The sequence below is a fragment of the Ralstonia sp. 1138 genome, assembly GCF_040544795.1.
Lineage (GTDB): Bacteria > Pseudomonadota > Gammaproteobacteria > Burkholderiales > Burkholderiaceae > Ralstonia > Ralstonia flatus.
On sequence record NZ_JBEPKQ010000001.1, the window covers coordinates 1530448 to 1543784 of the forward strand.

12 protein-coding genes are annotated in these 13337 nt (G+C 66.4%); 6 read left to right on the forward strand and 6 right to left on the reverse strand.

All coding sequences use genetic code 11. The annotated features are described in order from the left end of the window. The first annotated feature begins 9 nt into the window (after positions 1 to 9). Positions 10 to 948, forward strand: a complete 939-nt coding sequence (locus tag ABIC76_RS06800) for a family 2A encapsulin nanocompartment shell protein (protein WP_004631502.1) — start codon at positions 10 to 12, stop codon at positions 946 to 948. Beyond that, positions 923 to 2794 carry a family 2A encapsulin nanocompartment cargo protein cysteine desulfurase gene (locus ABIC76_RS06805; RefSeq protein WP_354533403.1) on the forward strand — a complete coding sequence of 624 codons (1872 nt, stop codon included), beginning with the start codon at positions 923 to 925 and terminating at the stop codon, positions 2792 to 2794. Before ABIC76_RS06800 ends, ABIC76_RS06805 begins: the two co-directional genes overlap by 26 nt. Before the next feature lie 692 nt (positions 2795 to 3486). Here ABIC76_RS06805 and ABIC76_RS06810 read toward each other — a convergent pair. From ABIC76_RS06810 to ABIC76_RS06820, 3 genes are read right to left on the reverse strand one after another with little or no spacing between them, the layout of a single operon-like run. Beyond that, positions 3487 to 4140, reverse strand: coding sequence for a methionine ABC transporter permease (locus ABIC76_RS06810; RefSeq protein WP_102065345.1), 654 nt, complete (start codon positions 4138 to 4140; stop codon positions 3487 to 3489). Then, on the reverse strand, positions 4121 to 5257 hold the full coding sequence (locus ABIC76_RS06815; protein ID WP_354533404.1) for a methionine ABC transporter ATP-binding protein: 1137 nt from the start codon (positions 5255 to 5257) through the stop codon (positions 4121 to 4123). Before ABIC76_RS06815 ends, ABIC76_RS06810 begins: the two co-directional genes overlap by 20 nt. Before the next feature lie 20 nt (positions 5258 to 5277). After that, positions 5278 to 6108 (reverse strand): MetQ/NlpA family ABC transporter substrate-binding protein, encoded by an 831-nt coding sequence (locus tag ABIC76_RS06820; protein WP_502947842.1) that lies wholly within the window; start codon positions 6106 to 6108, stop codon positions 5278 to 5280. Between the two features lie 159 nt (positions 6109 to 6267). Here ABIC76_RS06820 and ABIC76_RS06825 point away from each other — a divergent pair, with 159 nt between their 5' ends. Next, entirely contained in the window at positions 6268 to 7794 is a 1527-nt protein-coding gene (locus tag ABIC76_RS06825) for a M20 family peptidase (RefSeq protein WP_354533405.1), read from the forward strand. Between the two features lie 10 nt (positions 7795 to 7804). On the opposite strand, the gene ABIC76_RS06830 is transcribed toward ABIC76_RS06825, so the two are convergent. After that, a complete protein-coding gene (locus ABIC76_RS06830) occupies positions 7805 to 8761 on the reverse strand; it encodes a TauD/TfdA dioxygenase family protein (protein WP_102065341.1) in 957 nt (318 codons plus the stop codon). 252 nt (positions 8762 to 9013) lie between these two features. On the opposite strand from ABIC76_RS06830, the gene ABIC76_RS06835 reads away from it, so the two are divergent. Then, positions 9014 to 9376 (forward strand): DUF2917 domain-containing protein, encoded by a 363-nt coding sequence (locus ABIC76_RS06835; RefSeq protein ID WP_102065340.1) that lies wholly within the window; start codon positions 9014 to 9016, stop codon positions 9374 to 9376. Positions 9377 to 9385: 9 nt separating this feature from the next. Here ABIC76_RS06835 and ABIC76_RS06840 read toward each other — a convergent pair whose 3' ends face one another. Together ABIC76_RS06840 and ABIC76_RS06845 are read right to left on the reverse strand one after the other, a co-directional pair. Then, positions 9386 to 10828, reverse strand: a complete 1443-nt coding sequence (locus ABIC76_RS06840) for a heavy metal sensor histidine kinase (RefSeq protein ID WP_354533406.1) — start codon at positions 10826 to 10828, stop codon at positions 9386 to 9388. Next, positions 10828 to 11502 carry a heavy metal response regulator transcription factor gene (locus tag ABIC76_RS06845; RefSeq protein ID WP_102065339.1) on the reverse strand — a complete coding sequence of 225 codons (675 nt, stop codon included), beginning with the start codon at positions 11500 to 11502 and terminating at the stop codon, positions 10828 to 10830. Before ABIC76_RS06845 ends, ABIC76_RS06840 begins: the two co-directional genes overlap by 1 nt. A gap of 201 nt (positions 11503 to 11703) precedes the next feature. On the opposite strand from ABIC76_RS06845, the gene ABIC76_RS06850 reads away from it, so the two are divergent. Both ABIC76_RS06850 and ABIC76_RS06855 read left to right on the forward strand, forming a co-directional pair. Next, positions 11704 to 12057 (forward strand): hypothetical protein, encoded by a 354-nt coding sequence (locus tag ABIC76_RS06850; protein ID WP_354533407.1) that lies wholly within the window; start codon positions 11704 to 11706, stop codon positions 12055 to 12057. Next, the gene (locus tag ABIC76_RS06855) at positions 12057 to 13328 is read left to right on the forward strand and encodes a TolC family protein (protein WP_502947843.1); all 1272 of its coding nucleotides are present in this window, start codon (positions 12057 to 12059) and stop codon (positions 13326 to 13328) included. The genes ABIC76_RS06850 and ABIC76_RS06855 overlap by 1 nt, the downstream gene beginning before the upstream one ends. The last annotated feature ends 9 nt before the right edge of the window (positions 13329 to 13337 follow it).

Below are 13337 nucleotides of genomic sequence, written 5' to 3' on the forward strand. Positions count from 1 at the left end.
AGTCATTGCATGGCAGAAGCAGATACCCAGGACGTGCGCACTGCGCTAGGCGACAGCGCCGCACGCCAATTGGCGAACGCGACCAAGACCGTTCCGCAGCTCTCCACCATCAGCCCACGCTGGCTGGTGCACCTGCTGCAGTGGCAGCCGGTGGAGGCCGGCATCTTCCGCCTGAACCGCGTGAAGAATCCGCGCGATGTGCGCGTTGCCTGCTCGCAGCGCGACGAGGCAGAGCTGCCGCAGACCTTTGTCGACTACGACGAACATCCGCGCGAGTACTTCCTCAACGCGGTGACGACGGTGCTGGACGTGCATACGCGTGTCTCCGATCTGTACAGCAGCCCGCACGACCAGATTCAGCAGCAGCTGCGCCTGACCATCGAGACCATCAAGGAGCGTCAGGAAAGCGAGCTGATCAACAACCCCGACTATGGCCTGCTGGCCAACGTGGACGAAACGCAGCGCATCTCCACGCTCACCGGCGCGCCCACGCCTGACGACCTGGATGAGCTGATCACCAAGGTCTGGAAAGAGCCGGCGTTCTTCCTTGCGCATCCGCTGGCGATTGCCGCGTTTGGCCGCGAATGCACACGCCGTGGTGTGCCGCCGCCGACCGTCAGCCTGTTCGGCTCGCAATTCCTGACCTGGCGCGGCCTGCCGCTGATTCCGTCGGATAAGGTGCCCATCGACGAGAACGGCCGCACGAAGATTCTGCTGCTGCGCGTGGGTGACAAGCGCCAGGGCGTGGTCGGCCTGTATCAGCCGGGTGTGGCGGGCGAGCAGAGCCCGGGTCTGTCGGTGCGCTTCATGGGCATCAACCGGAACGCCATCGCGTCGTATCTGATTTCGCTGTATTGCTCGCTGGCCGTGCTGACCGAAGACGCGCTGGCAGTGCTCGAAGACGTGGAGATCGGCAAGTACCATGACTACCCCGACACCTACAAGTAATGCGCCCGGCGTGAGCGGCCTGGCACCGCCGGCGGGCGATGTGCCGGCAGGTTTGCCGGACGTGGCCGCGCTGGCGCAACTCGCCAACGCGTTCTTCACAGCGCTGCCCGGTCGTGAGCCGGAGCCCGCTATCGACCTGGCGCCGGCCGGTACGTCGCCGCAACTCAGTGCGTTGCCCGTTGCGGAGGCCGCACCGATTGCATCACAGGTGCCTGTGCTGGGCGTGCCGACGCAGTACGCGGCAGCATTGCCGCAGGCGGCATCTGGCCACGGTTTGACGGGGCCTGCGCATTCCGTCTCGGCACCGAGTTCGCCGTACTACTTCCTGGGTGAGGCGAGCGGTTACCAGTCTGCCGTGCCGCACGCAGGCGTGGCGGCATCCGAAGCAGGTGTGCCCGAGGACCGTGTCTCGGCGCAGCCGTTTCAGCTGCCGGGCACCGATGCGCTGGCACGGTTGATCGACGGCGCATCCGGCACGCCGCCCGCGGGGCCGGATGCATTGCGGCAGCCGGGCGGGGCTGCGCAGGCGGGGCAGTTCTACTTCCTCGCGCCTGCCGGCGGCGCAGCCGCACCCACGCTGGAGGCACCGCGCAATACGAGGGACGAGCAGAGCCACCAGCCGCATCGCGTTGGCGCCTTCGATGTGCATGCCGTGCGGCGGGATTTTCCGATCCTGGCCGAGCGCGTCAATGGCCGGCCGCTGATCTGGCTGGACAACGCCGCCACCACGCACAAGCCGCAAGCGGTGATCGATCGGCTGGCGTATTTCTACGCGCACGAGAACTCCAACATCCACCGCGCGGCGCATGAGCTGGCCGCGCGTGCGACGGATGCGTACGAGGGTGCCCGCAACAAGGTTGCGCGGTTCCTCGGTGCACGGTCGGCAAGCGAGATCATCTTCGTGCGCGGCGCCACCGAGGCGATCAACCTCGTTGCGCAGACGTTTGGCCGCCAGCACATCGGTGCGGGGGACGAGATCATCGTCTCGCACCTGGAGCACCACGCCAACATCGTGCCGTGGCAGCAGCTGGCCGCGCAGGTGGGCGCGCGCATCCGCGTGATTCCGGTGGACGACAGCGGGCAGGTGCTGCTGGATGAATACCGCAAGCTGCTGAGCAGCCGGACGAAGCTGGTGTCCGTCACGCAGGTGTCGAATGCGCTGGGGACGGTGACGCCCGTGCAGGAGATCATCGCACTGGCGCATGCGGCCGGCGCGCGCGTGCTGGTGGACGGCGCGCAGGCGGTCTCGCACCTGCGTGTGAACGTGCAGGCGCTGGACGCGGACTTTTACGTGTTCTCCGGCCACAAGGTCTTCGGGCCGACCGGCATTGGCGTGGTCTACGGCAAGCAGGATCTGCTCGACACGCTGCCGCCCTGGCAGGGCGGCGGCAACATGATTGCCGATGTCACGTTCGAGAAGACGCTGTACCAGCCGGCACCCGCGCGCTTCGAGGCCGGCACCGGCAATATTGCTGATGCGGTGGGGCTGGGCGCTGCGCTCGATTACGTCGAGCGCATCGGCCTGGAGCACATCGCGCGCTACGAGCACGACCTGCTGGTCTATGCCACGCATGGGCTGTCGCGCATTCCTGGTGTGCGGTTGATTGGCACGGCTGCCAACAAGGCAAGCGTGCTGTCGTTCACGCTGGCCGGGTACCGCACGGAAGAAGTGGGCGCGGCGCTCAACCGCGAAGGCATTGCCGTACGGTCGGGTCATCACTGCGCGCAGCCGATCCTGCGGCGCTTTGGGGTGGAGGCGACGGTGCGGCCATCCCTGGCGTTCTACAACACGTGCGAGGAGGTGGATGAACTCGTGCGCGTGGTGGGGGCGCTGGCCCGGCGGTGAGGGGTTTTGGGCTGTTGAAGAAGAACGCCCTGTTGGTCCGATGCATCACGGGCTGGCGGGGCGTTTTTTTGTTTTGGCTTTTGGCTTTTGGCTTTTGGCCTTTGGCGGGGCGGGGGTTGGTGGTGCATCTCTTTTTCTCCCCCTGCCGGGGGCGACTCACTTTCTTTGTCTTGCCAAAGAAAGTAAGCAAAGAAAGGCGCGCCCAAGATGGCGACTTCCCCTTGGATTTTTGTAACCGGGCGGAGACGGGGAAAACTCGCTGCGCTCAGACAGTTCCCCGTCTTTTTTCCGCCCGCTTACAAAAATCCAAGGCGCCATCTAGGGCAGGAACGTCAAAGGCCACACCGTCGGTGTGCTGGGCTAGGTGGCACTGGTTTGCTGCTGTTGTTGCTCGCTTTGCTTCGCGTGGTGTTGGTGGTTCCCGCTGCGCTGGTGAATCGACGGTTTGGCCTCTCCCTGCCCTATGCGGCGCCTTGAATTTCTGTTGCAAGGAGGAAAAAGAGGGGAGGCCTGTCTGAGCGCAGCGAGTTTGCCTCCCCTCCCTCCTTGCGACAGAAATTCAAGGAGGGGGTCGCCGCATCGGGCGCGCCTTTCTTTGCTTACTTTCTTTGGCAAGACAAAGAAAGTGAGTCAGCCCCGGCAGGGGATGAAACCACGAATGAACCACTAGCAAAAAAAAGATCAACACGCCCTCAACGCGCCTTCAACCGCCGCACCGAGAAATCCCCCACCCACTGCACCAGGCTCACCAGCCCGATGAGCACCACGATCACCACCGCCATGACGGTGGTGTCGAAGCGCTGATAGCCGTAGCGGATGGCGATGTCGCCCAGCCCGCCTGCGCCGACGGCGCCCGCCATGGCCGATGCGCCAATCAACGACACCACGGTCAGCGTAAAGCCGCCGATGATGCCGGGCAGCGCTTCGGGCAGCAGCACGTGCCAGACGATGTGGCGGCGTTCGCAGCCCATGGCCTGCGCGGCTTCCATCAGGCCGCGGTCGACCTCGCGCAGGCTGATCTCGGCAATGCGCGCGAAGAACGGCGTGGCGCTGATCGACAGCGGCACGACCGCTGCCCATACGCCAATCGTTGCGCCCACCACCAGCCGCGTGAACGGCAGCAGCGCCACCAGCAGGATGATGAACGGCGTGGCCCGAAAGCCGTTGATGAGCGCGCCCAGCACGCGGTGCACGCGCGGCGATTCCAGCGCATTGCCCGGCGCCGTCAGCACCAGGATGAGCGCCAGCGGAATACCGGCCAGCACGGCGATCAGCGCGGAGGCCGACACCATCGTGAGCGTGTCGAGCAAGCCCTGCCAGATGCGATCAATCGTGAGCGGCGACATAGCCGAGGCTCCGGGTGTGTTGGGACAACTGCAGCGCGGCGAGTACGTCGGCCGAGAGCGTGCTGCCCGCTGCTGCCACCAGCAGGCGCCCTTGCGTGCGGCCCTGGATGCGGTCAAGGTCGGCGCGCACCAGGCGGGTGGGTTGGTGCAAGGCCTGGGCAATCTGCGCGAGTTCCGGCACGGCGGCGGCGCCGGTGTAGCTGAGTTCGATCAGTTGCTCGAACGGAGCGCGCGCGGGCGGCGTGGGCTGCAACCGCAAGGCCACGTCTTCGGGCAGGCCGCCGCGCAGCGGCTCGAGCAACGCCCGTGTGGCGTCGTGCTGCGGGTCGCCAAAGACGCGCCATACGGGGCCTTGCTCGGCAATGCGGCCGGCTTCGAGCACGAGAACGTTGTCGCAGATGTCGCGGATCACGCCCATCTCGTGCGTGATGAGCACGATGGTCAGCCCCAGGCGGCGGTTGATGTCGCGCAGCAGGGCGAGGATGGCGTCGGTCGTCTCGGGGTCGAGCGCGGAGGTGGCCTCATCGCACAGCAGGATTTCTGGGCGATGCACGAGCGCGCGCGCAATCCCCACGCGCTGCTTTTGCCCGCCGGACAGGCGCCCCGGATACACGTGCTGCTTACCCTCAAGCCCCACCAGTGCGAGCAGCGCATCCACGCGCTGTGCGATTTCGGCAGCCGGCACACCAGCCACCTTCAGCGGCAGCGCGACGTTTTCCCATACCGTCTTGGCCGAAAGCAGGTTGAAGTGCTGGAAGATCATGCCGATGCGCCGGCGCAGCTGCACCAGTGCGGCCCTGCCGAGGGTGCCGACGTCGACGCCGTCCACCAGCACCTGCCCGCTGGTGGGCTGTTCCAGCCCGTTGATGGTGCGCAGCAGGCTCGATTTGCCCGCACCGCTGCGCCCGATGATGCCGAAGATGCCTCCAGCCGGTATGTCGAGGTCGATGCCTTGCAGTGCATGCACATCGCCCGCCGCTGCGCGATACGTCTTGCCGACGTTGCGGAACGTGATGGTGCCGGCAGTGGGGGCGGAGATTGCGGCGTCGGCGTGTCTGGCATGCGGCGCGATCGAGTCGGTCCAGAGGTGCGCGGGGTTTGAGACGAGTGTGGTCATGGCCTTGGCGCTTTACCGTTTCACCGTTTCACCCAGGGCAGAGTGAAGAGCTTGTCGTCGTTGGCATAGGACGTGCGCACTTGCTGGCGCACGGCTGGCGAATCCTGGTACAGCTTGATGAAGCGGGCGATGCGTGGGTCGCTGGCGTTGTCGTTGCGGGCAACGAAGCGGATGGCGAAGTACTCGTCGTCGATGCCGGAATACAGCAGGCCGGCGCTCGCGATGTCCGGTTTGCCCGCGTTGACGAAGTGCGCGGGGTAGCCCTGGGCAAGGTCCACGTCATCCAGCGCGCGTACAAGCTGCGGGCCTTCGATTTCGACAAACTTCAGCTTCTTCGGATTGGCGACCACGTCGTTGAGCGTGCCGCGCGCACCCACGCCATCGCGTAGTTTGATCAGCCCCGCCTTCTGCAGCAGCAACAGGCCGCGGCCTTGATTGACAGGGTCATTGGCCACGGCCACGCGCGCGCCGTCCTTCAGATCGCTCAGGCGTTTGATCTTGCTGGAATACAGGCCGATGTTGCCCAGCACGCCGATGCCGACGCTCTTGAAGGCATAGCCGCGTTCCTTGATCGCGTTGTCGAGAAAGGCCTGGTGCTGGAAGTAGTTGAGATCCAGATCGCCCGAGGCGAGTGCGACGTTGGGGGTGGTCCAGTCGGTCAACTCGACCACCTTGACTTCCAGCCCCTGCTTGCGGGCTTCGGCGGCGGCCACCTCCACGGAATCGGCCAGCGCACCCGGCGTGACGCCGATGCGCAGCGGTGCCGCCTGTGCGGCAGCTGTCATGCCGAGGCCAGCGAGGGCCATCACGGCCGGAGCGATGAAATGCGCGAGTCGTTGTACGAGTTTCATGGGCGTGGGGCATGGTTGCCGCAAAAGGAACATGCGGTGATTCCAGCATGGCAACCGGCCCTATTCCCACGAATATTTGCGTAGATGGTTACTCGGTCTGGGTTAGGGCGATACTTGCGGTCGGCCGTGCCGTTCAACCAAAAAGGAGGGGACTTTTCAATGCATGCATCTTTCAAACGTCGCCGCACGAGGGCGGGGCGGGTGGTGGGGCGTCTGCTGTTGGCAATCGCCGTCATCCTGGTGGGCCTTGCGGCGGTTGTGGGGGTGAATACGTGGCGACACGACTCGCGCCAGCTGGATGTGCCGGCCGTCACGCCGGTTGCGGTGGATGGCGCGGCCGCTGCGGCGCACCTGGCCGAGGCCGTGCGCGCACGGACCGTGTCGAGCGCGACCGATGCGCAACTGAATGCCGACCAGTTCCGCCAGCTGCACGCCATGCTCGCGGTGCGCTACCCCAAGGCCCACGCCGTGCTGCAGCGTGAGCAGGTGGGCGACTTCGCGTTGCTCTACACCTGGAAGGGCACTGACCCGTCGCTCAAGCCCATCATGCTGATGGCGCACCAGGATGTCGTGCCGATCGCTCCGGGCACCGAAGGCGACTGGACCCAGCCCCCCTTCGACGGTGTGGTGAAAGACGGCATGGTCTGGGGCCGCGGCGCGTGGGACGACAAGGGCAACCTGATCTCGCAGATGGAAGCCATCGAACTGCTGGCGGCCAGCGGCTTCAAGCCGCGCCGCACCATTCACCTGGCCTTTGGCGCCGACGAGGAAGTGGGCGGCGACCGCGGCGCCAAGCAGATCGCCGCGCTCCTTAAATCGCGCGGCGAGCGTCTCGACTTCGTGATCGACGAAGGCCTGCTGATTACCGAAGGCGTACTGCCGGGGCTGACCAAACCGGCGGCGCTGATCGGCGTGGCGGAGAAGGGCTTTCTCTCCGTGCAACTCAAGGTCGGGGCCACGCCGGGGCATTCGTCGATGCCGCCGCCGCACGGGCAGAGCGCCATCGCCATGATGAGCGCCACGCTCAAGCGGCTGGATGACGATCAGTTGCCCGCCGGCATTCGCGGTGTAGCGCAGGAGATGTTTGCAACGCTGGCGCCCGAGATGCAGGGCTTCAGCCGCGTGGCACTGTCCAACCTGTGGCTGTTCGGGCCGCTGGTGCAGAAGCAACTGGAGGCGTCAGGCAGCTCCAACGCCATGCTGCGCACCACCACCGCGTTGACCATCGTGCAGGCCGGCAACAAGGACAACGTGCTGCCCGGCCGCGCCGAGGCCACGGTCAACTTCCGCCTCCTGCCCGGCGACACCATTGCCTCCGTCACCGCGCATGTGGAAGACGCCGCCAAGGCGGCCGCGCCCAACGGCAAGTTCGAACTGAGCCGGTTGCCCGGCTCGAGCGAAGCCTCGCCGGTGTCGCCCACGCAGTCGGCGTCGTATCAGTTGATCAACAAGACGGTGCGCGAGCTGTTTCCGGGCACGGTCGTGGCGCCCGGCCTGATGATCGGTGCGACGGATTCGCGCCACATGATCGAGATTGCCGACCACGTGTATCGGTTTTCGCCGGTGCGCGCCAAGCCGGAAGACCTGCCGCGCTTTCATGGCACCAACGAGCGGATCACCGAGGCCAACCTGGTGGAGCTGATCCGGTTCTATCACCGGCTGGTGCAGCAGGCGGCCGGAGCTTGATATCAGCAGGTCAGTGGGCATTGGCCAGCAGCGCGTCGATGTGCGCGTCGTTGGTGGCTTCGGGGCGGCGCAGTTGCGTGCTGCGGCTGCCGTCCACTGAGATGGCCGTGTCGCCGTGCACGGTCACGCGGCGCACCAGGCGCGGCTGGTTGCCGTAATCGTTGATGGCGTAGTGCTGCGTGGCGCGGTTGTCCCAGATGGCGACGTCGTGCTGGCGCCATTGCCAGCGCACGGTGTTGTCCAGCCGCGTCACGCGGTTCTGCAGCAGTTCGAACAGCCGCGTCGATTCGCTGCCCGGCAGGCCGGTGAAGCGCTTGACGAAATGCCCGAGCAGCAGGGCGCGCTCACTGGTCTCGGGGTGCACGTGTACCACCGGGTGCGAGGCTTCATACACCGAGGCGGTAAAGACATCGCGGTGGTGCCGCAGGCGTGCGCTGTCGATCTGCGTGCGTTCGGCACCGTAGTCGTAATCGTTGGTGTGCACGGCCCAGAGCTGCTCGGCAAGCTGCTTGAGCGGGTCGGGCAGTTGCTCATAGGCGCGGGCGGTGTTGGCCCAGACCGTGTCGCCGCCGTAAGCGGGAATCGTCACCGCACGCAGGATCGATACCTTCGGAAACGCATCGAGAAACGTCACGTCGGTGTGCCACGAGTCGGCACGGCCGCCGCCCTTCGACGCGTCGAGTTCAAACAGCTGCGTGCCGGTGGGCGCCGGCACGGTCGGGTGGGCGACGATGCGGCCGAAGCGCTTGCCGAAGGCCTGGTGCCTGTCATCGTCCAACTGCTGTTGGTCGCGAAAGAACAACACCTTGTACTTGAGCAGCGCCGCATACAGGCTCGCGAATGTGTCTTCCGCCAAGTCGGCGCCGAGCTTGAGGTCGAGCACCTCCCCGCCGATATGTCCGGCCACGCGGCGTACGCGCAGGGTGCCGAACGTGGTGTCGATGGCGGCGTTGTGATCGTCTGGCATGGCGGCTCCGGCAGAAATGGCGATGGATCATGCTAGCCACCCGATGCCCGGCCGAAAACGAACGGTTTGACATATCCAAATGCAGTTCTGTCGGTCATGCCGATGAACTGTTCGCGAAAGATGCTGAACAGTTCAGCCAAACTGTTCACAACTGTTCATGTCAACCGGTTGCGCTGCCGCGCAAGATGGAACCGTGCCGATCCGCAGTCTCCATAAAAACCCACCACGAACCCCGGCACAGGAGTCTCAATCATGCGCGAAATCAGAATCTTCGAACTCGACCGGCCGGGCGTGCCGGTGAGCTGGCGGTCGGCACGGGCCCAAACCATCGCCGCACAAGCCGGGCTGTTGTGGGTCACGCAAGAGCATCAGCGCCAGGACATCTGGCTCAAGCCCGGGCAGGCGATCGACGTGCCGGCGGGCGTGCGCTTCTGGCTGTCGGGTGAGCCGATGGACGGCACGCCGGCGCGCTTCTCGGTGACCGAAGACATCAATGCGCCGCGCCGCCTGCTGCGTTTTATCGGCGCGATGGTCGTGGCTGCATATCGGCAGGTTCTGCGCGACGACGGGCAGGATGCCGCGCGTATACCGTCGGCGCAGCGGATTGGCACCTGAAGCCTGGCGTCAAGCCGGAAACACGAGCCGGAACTCGGTCCGCCCACCCGGCGGGCTGCTGGGCTGCACGCTACCGCCGTGCAGGTCCATGATGGTCTTGACGATGGCCAGTCCCAACCCGGTCGACTGGCTTGATTGCGCCCCAGACTGCGCACCCGACTGCGCCCGCGAGGGGTCGCCCCGGTAGAACCGTTCGAACAGCAGCGGCAGGGCGGTCGGCGGAATGCCCGGCCCAGGGTTGTGCACGGCGATTGCGATGCCCTGCGGCGCTGTCTCGATCGTCACGTCGATGCGCTCGCCGGTAGGCGTGTGACGCAGCGCGTTGTCGAGCAGGTTGTTGATCGCCCGGCGCAGCAACGTGGCGTCTGCGTGCAGCCGCGCATCGCCGCGCACGTCGATGGTGATGTCGCGATCGGCAGCCACTGCCTCGAAATAGTCGACCAGCACCTGCACTTCGTGCCGCGCATCCAACGGCTCGATGGACAGCGCCACGCGGGCATGGTCGGCGCGTGCCAGAAAGAGCATGTCTTCGATCATGTGCGACAGGCGCGCGTATTCTTCCAGGTTGGATTCGAGCACGCTGCGGTATTCCTCGCCCGTGCGCGGGTGCGCGAGCGTGACTTCGGTCTGGCCCACCAGGTTCGCCAACGGCGTGCGGAAGTCGTGCGCCAGGTCCGCAGAGAACTGCGACAGCCGCGCAAAGCCGTCCTGCAGGCGCGTGAGCATGGCGTTGAGCGATGCCAGCAGGTCGGCCAATTCGCGTGGCGCGCCTTGCAGCGTGAGACGGGTGTCGAGCTGGCTCGGCACCACGGCCGCAGCCTGGCTGCCGATACGCGCCAACCCCCGCAGCGTGCCCCGCACGAGCAGCAGGCTCAGCAACGCCACCGCCGCCACGCCGCCCATCACGGCAAACACGATGTGGCGCTGGTACTGGGTCAGCAATGCCGCGCGGCTGTCACCATCCTGCGCGACCAGCACGATCACTTTCGCGTTGTTCTGGCCCAGCCAGGCCTCCGCCGCTGCGGCGCGCGAGGCCATGCCGGTCATCGACGTCCAGGTCTGTACGGCAGACTCCGACGGCGGCTCCGCAGCCGCCACCACGGGCGGCATCGTCACGTGCTCGCCTTCGGGGTTCACCTCGACCAGCGTGCGGCCTTCGGGCGTGGCAATGCGCAGGATCAATCCATCGTGGCCCGACACCACATCGGTATAGCGGTGCGCGGTACGCACCAGATCGTCGGCGCTGGGTGCCTCGCTGGCGAGGTGGCGCAGCTGGGCGATCTTGCCGAGCAGCATGGCGTCGTCGGTCGCGCGCAGCTGTGCGTTGAGCGCGAAGTACAGATACGTGCCAGCTGCGGTGAGCGTGACCGATGCCACCACCACAAACGCCAGCACGAGCCTGCCCGCAAGCGATGCAGGCCAGCGCATGGGCGAACGGCCGAGCGACGCCATCAACGGCCCACCGCGTCCAGCACGTAGCCCATGCCGCGCAAGGTGTGGATCAGCTTGTGCTCGAACGGATCGTCCACCTTGGCGCGCAGACGCCGGATCGATACATCGACCACGTTCGTGTTGCTGTCGAAATTCACGTCCCACACTTGCGAGGCGATCAGCGAGCGCGAGAGGACCTCGCCCGCGCGCCGCGCCAGCAGATGCAGCAGCGCGTATTCCTTGGCGGTGAGGTCGATGCGTTGTCCTGCCCGCGTCACGCGGCGCTTGATCGTGTCGATCGTCAGGTCGGCAATTTCGAGGATCTCGCTTTCGCGCAGCGGGCCGCGCCGCAGGATGGTCCGCACGCGCGCCACCAGTTCGGCAAAGGCGAAGGGTTTGACGAGGTAATCGTCCGCGCCCAGTTCCAGGCCCTTCAGGCGGTCGGCCAGTTCGTCGCGCGCGGTCAGGCACAGCACCGGCGTGCTTTTGCGGCGGCGCAGTTCCTGCAGCACCTGCCAGCCGTCCATGCCGGGCAGCATGATGTCGAGCACGATCAGGTCGTAGTCATGCTCCATGGCCTGGAAAAGGCCATCGGGGCCGGTGCGGGCGAGGTCGGCCACAAAGCCGGATTCCGTCAGGCCCTTGAGCAGGTAATCGCCCGCTTTGGGCTCGTCTTCAACAATGAGCAGTCGCATGGTGAAAAGTGGCGCGCTGGGGGTCTGCGCCAATGCCGCCACGATATGCCAAAACCTCGGGCCCGGGCACAAAGATGACAAGTTTGTCATCTTCGAGTCATGCCCGCGTGGTGCACCGCTCCCTAGACTGGCCCCACTGACATCGCCCCCCCCCCCAATCCCCCTTGTTTGCTGATGTCAGGCCTTTCCAAGGAGATCCTCATGGCGATTCGATTCCAACGCGTGCTTCCCCTGGCTGCCCTGGCCGCAATGCTGGCAACCGGCACGGCCGTGGCCGCGCAAGGCGATCACGATGCGTGCTGCGCACCGCAAGCCACGTCGATGCCCGCGCCGCTGGCCAAGGCCGGCGCCCGCGACCCGTACACCGATGGCGCCCGGACCGGCACGCGCGACCCCTATACCGATGGCGCAAAGGCCGGCGCGCGTGATCCGTACACGGACGGTGCAGCGCAAACCGTGCTCGATGCCCGCGTCGGCACACGTGACCCTTACACCGATGGCGGCCTGAGCAGCCCGCGCAGCCCGGATCCGTACACCGACGGTGCGATTGCGTAATGCGCGGTTTCCAGCCCGCCGGGGTAGCCCTCGCATGCCTTCTGGCCGCCCCGTTGGCCACCGCAGCGGCGACTGACCCCGTCGCTCCGGTGGCCGTTTCCATGTCGGGTGCCTCCGCGGTTGCGGCAACGGAGCGCGTGACGCTGCAGCAGGCCGTTGAGCGTGCGCTGCAGACGCATCCGGCGCTGGCCGCTGCGGGCTATGAAGTGGCCGCCAGCGAAGGTGCGCTCGACCAAGCCCGCCGGCTGCGCAATCCCGAAGCGGCCTTCACGACGGAAGACGTCCGCCGCGACCGCGCCACGATGACGGCCCAACTCAATATCCCGTTGGAACTGGGCGGCAAACGCGGTGCCCGCACACGCGCCGCAGAAGTGGCACGAGACGCCACCGCGCAAGATGCGGCCGTGCTGCAGGCCGAGTTGCGTGCGGATGTCACGCGGGCCTTCTTCGACTTGGTGATCGCCCAGGAGCGTTTGACGCTCGCGCAGGCGTCGGACGCGTTGGCCGCTCAGGCAGAATCCGCCGCCGCGCGTCGCGTGCAGGCAGGCAAGGTGTCGCCCGTGGAGCAGACCAAGGCCGGCGTGGCCCGCGCCAGCGCGGCCATCGAACTGCGTGATGCGAATGCTGAGTTGCTGGTCGCCCAGCGCGCCTTGGCGGCCTTCTGGGGCGCGCCTTCTGCCGCGCCCGAAGCCGACGGGAGCGCAGAGACGCTGCCCATCGTGCCGCCCGAAGCGCGTCAGGCCACCGGCACGCTGGAAAACACGCCCCGCGCTATCCGCGCCCGTCTGGAAATCGACCGCCGCCAGGCACTCGCGAACGTGGAGCGCAGCAAGCGCGTGCCCGACGTGACGCTCACGGTGGGCGCCAAGCGCGACAGCGCCGCGAACAACAACATGGCGGTGCTCGGCATTGCCGTGCCACTGCCGTTGTTTGATCGCAACCAGGGCAGCCAGCTTGAAGCGCAGCGTCTGGCCGACAAGGCGTTTGAAGACTACCGCGCGCTGCAGCTTGAACAGAACGCCACGCTGGCGCAGGACGTGGCGCGGCTCGACGCAGCGCGCGCCGCTGTGCAGTCGCTGCGGCAAGACGTGTTGCCCGGCGCGCAGCGCGCGTATGACGCCGCACGCATCGGCTTTGACGCCGGCAAGTTCAACTTTCTCGATGTGCTGGATGCCCAGCGGACGCTGTTCCAGGCGCGCGCGCAATACCTGGCCGCACTGTCGCGCGCGCATCAGGCGGCTGCCGGCATCGATCGCATCCTCGGCCGGTAGTGCGGCCTT

What these genes read in the sequence shown, in the direction of transcription:
- ABIC76_RS06800 (WP_004631502.1), top strand. Translation starts at nt 10, where the DNA reads ATGGCAGAAGCAGATACCCAGGACGTGCGCACTGCGCTAGGCGACAGC.
- ABIC76_RS06805 (WP_354533403.1), top strand. Translation starts at nt 923, where the DNA reads ATGACTACCCCGACACCTACAAGTAATGCGCCCGGCGTGAGCGGCCTG.
- ABIC76_RS06810 (WP_102065345.1), bottom strand. Translation starts at nt 4,140, where the DNA reads ATGTCGCCGCTCACGATTGATCGCATCTGGCAGGGCTTGCTCGACACG.
- ABIC76_RS06815 (WP_354533404.1), bottom strand. Translation starts at nt 5,257, where the DNA reads ATGACCACACTCGTCTCAAACCCCGCGCACCTCTGGACCGACTCGATC.
- ABIC76_RS06820 (WP_502947842.1), bottom strand. Translation starts at nt 6,108, where the DNA reads ATGAAACTCGTACAACGACTCGCGCATTTCATCGCTCCGGCCGTGATG.
- ABIC76_RS06825 (WP_354533405.1), top strand. Translation starts at nt 6,268, where the DNA reads ATGCATGCATCTTTCAAACGTCGCCGCACGAGGGCGGGGCGGGTGGTG.
- ABIC76_RS06830 (WP_102065341.1), bottom strand. Translation starts at nt 8,761, where the DNA reads ATGCCAGACGATCACAACGCCGCCATCGACACCACGTTCGGCACCCTG.
- ABIC76_RS06835 (WP_102065340.1), top strand. Translation starts at nt 9,014, where the DNA reads ATGCGCGAAATCAGAATCTTCGAACTCGACCGGCCGGGCGTGCCGGTG.
- ABIC76_RS06840 (WP_354533406.1), bottom strand. Translation starts at nt 10,828, where the DNA reads ATGGCGTCGCTCGGCCGTTCGCCCATGCGCTGGCCTGCATCGCTTGCG.
- ABIC76_RS06845 (WP_102065339.1), bottom strand. Translation starts at nt 11,502, where the DNA reads ATGCGACTGCTCATTGTTGAAGACGAGCCCAAAGCGGGCGATTACCTG.
- ABIC76_RS06850 (WP_354533407.1), top strand. Translation starts at nt 11,704, where the DNA reads ATGGCGATTCGATTCCAACGCGTGCTTCCCCTGGCTGCCCTGGCCGCA.
- ABIC76_RS06855 (WP_502947843.1), top strand. Translation starts at nt 12,057, where the DNA reads ATGCGCGGTTTCCAGCCCGCCGGGGTAGCCCTCGCATGCCTTCTGGCC.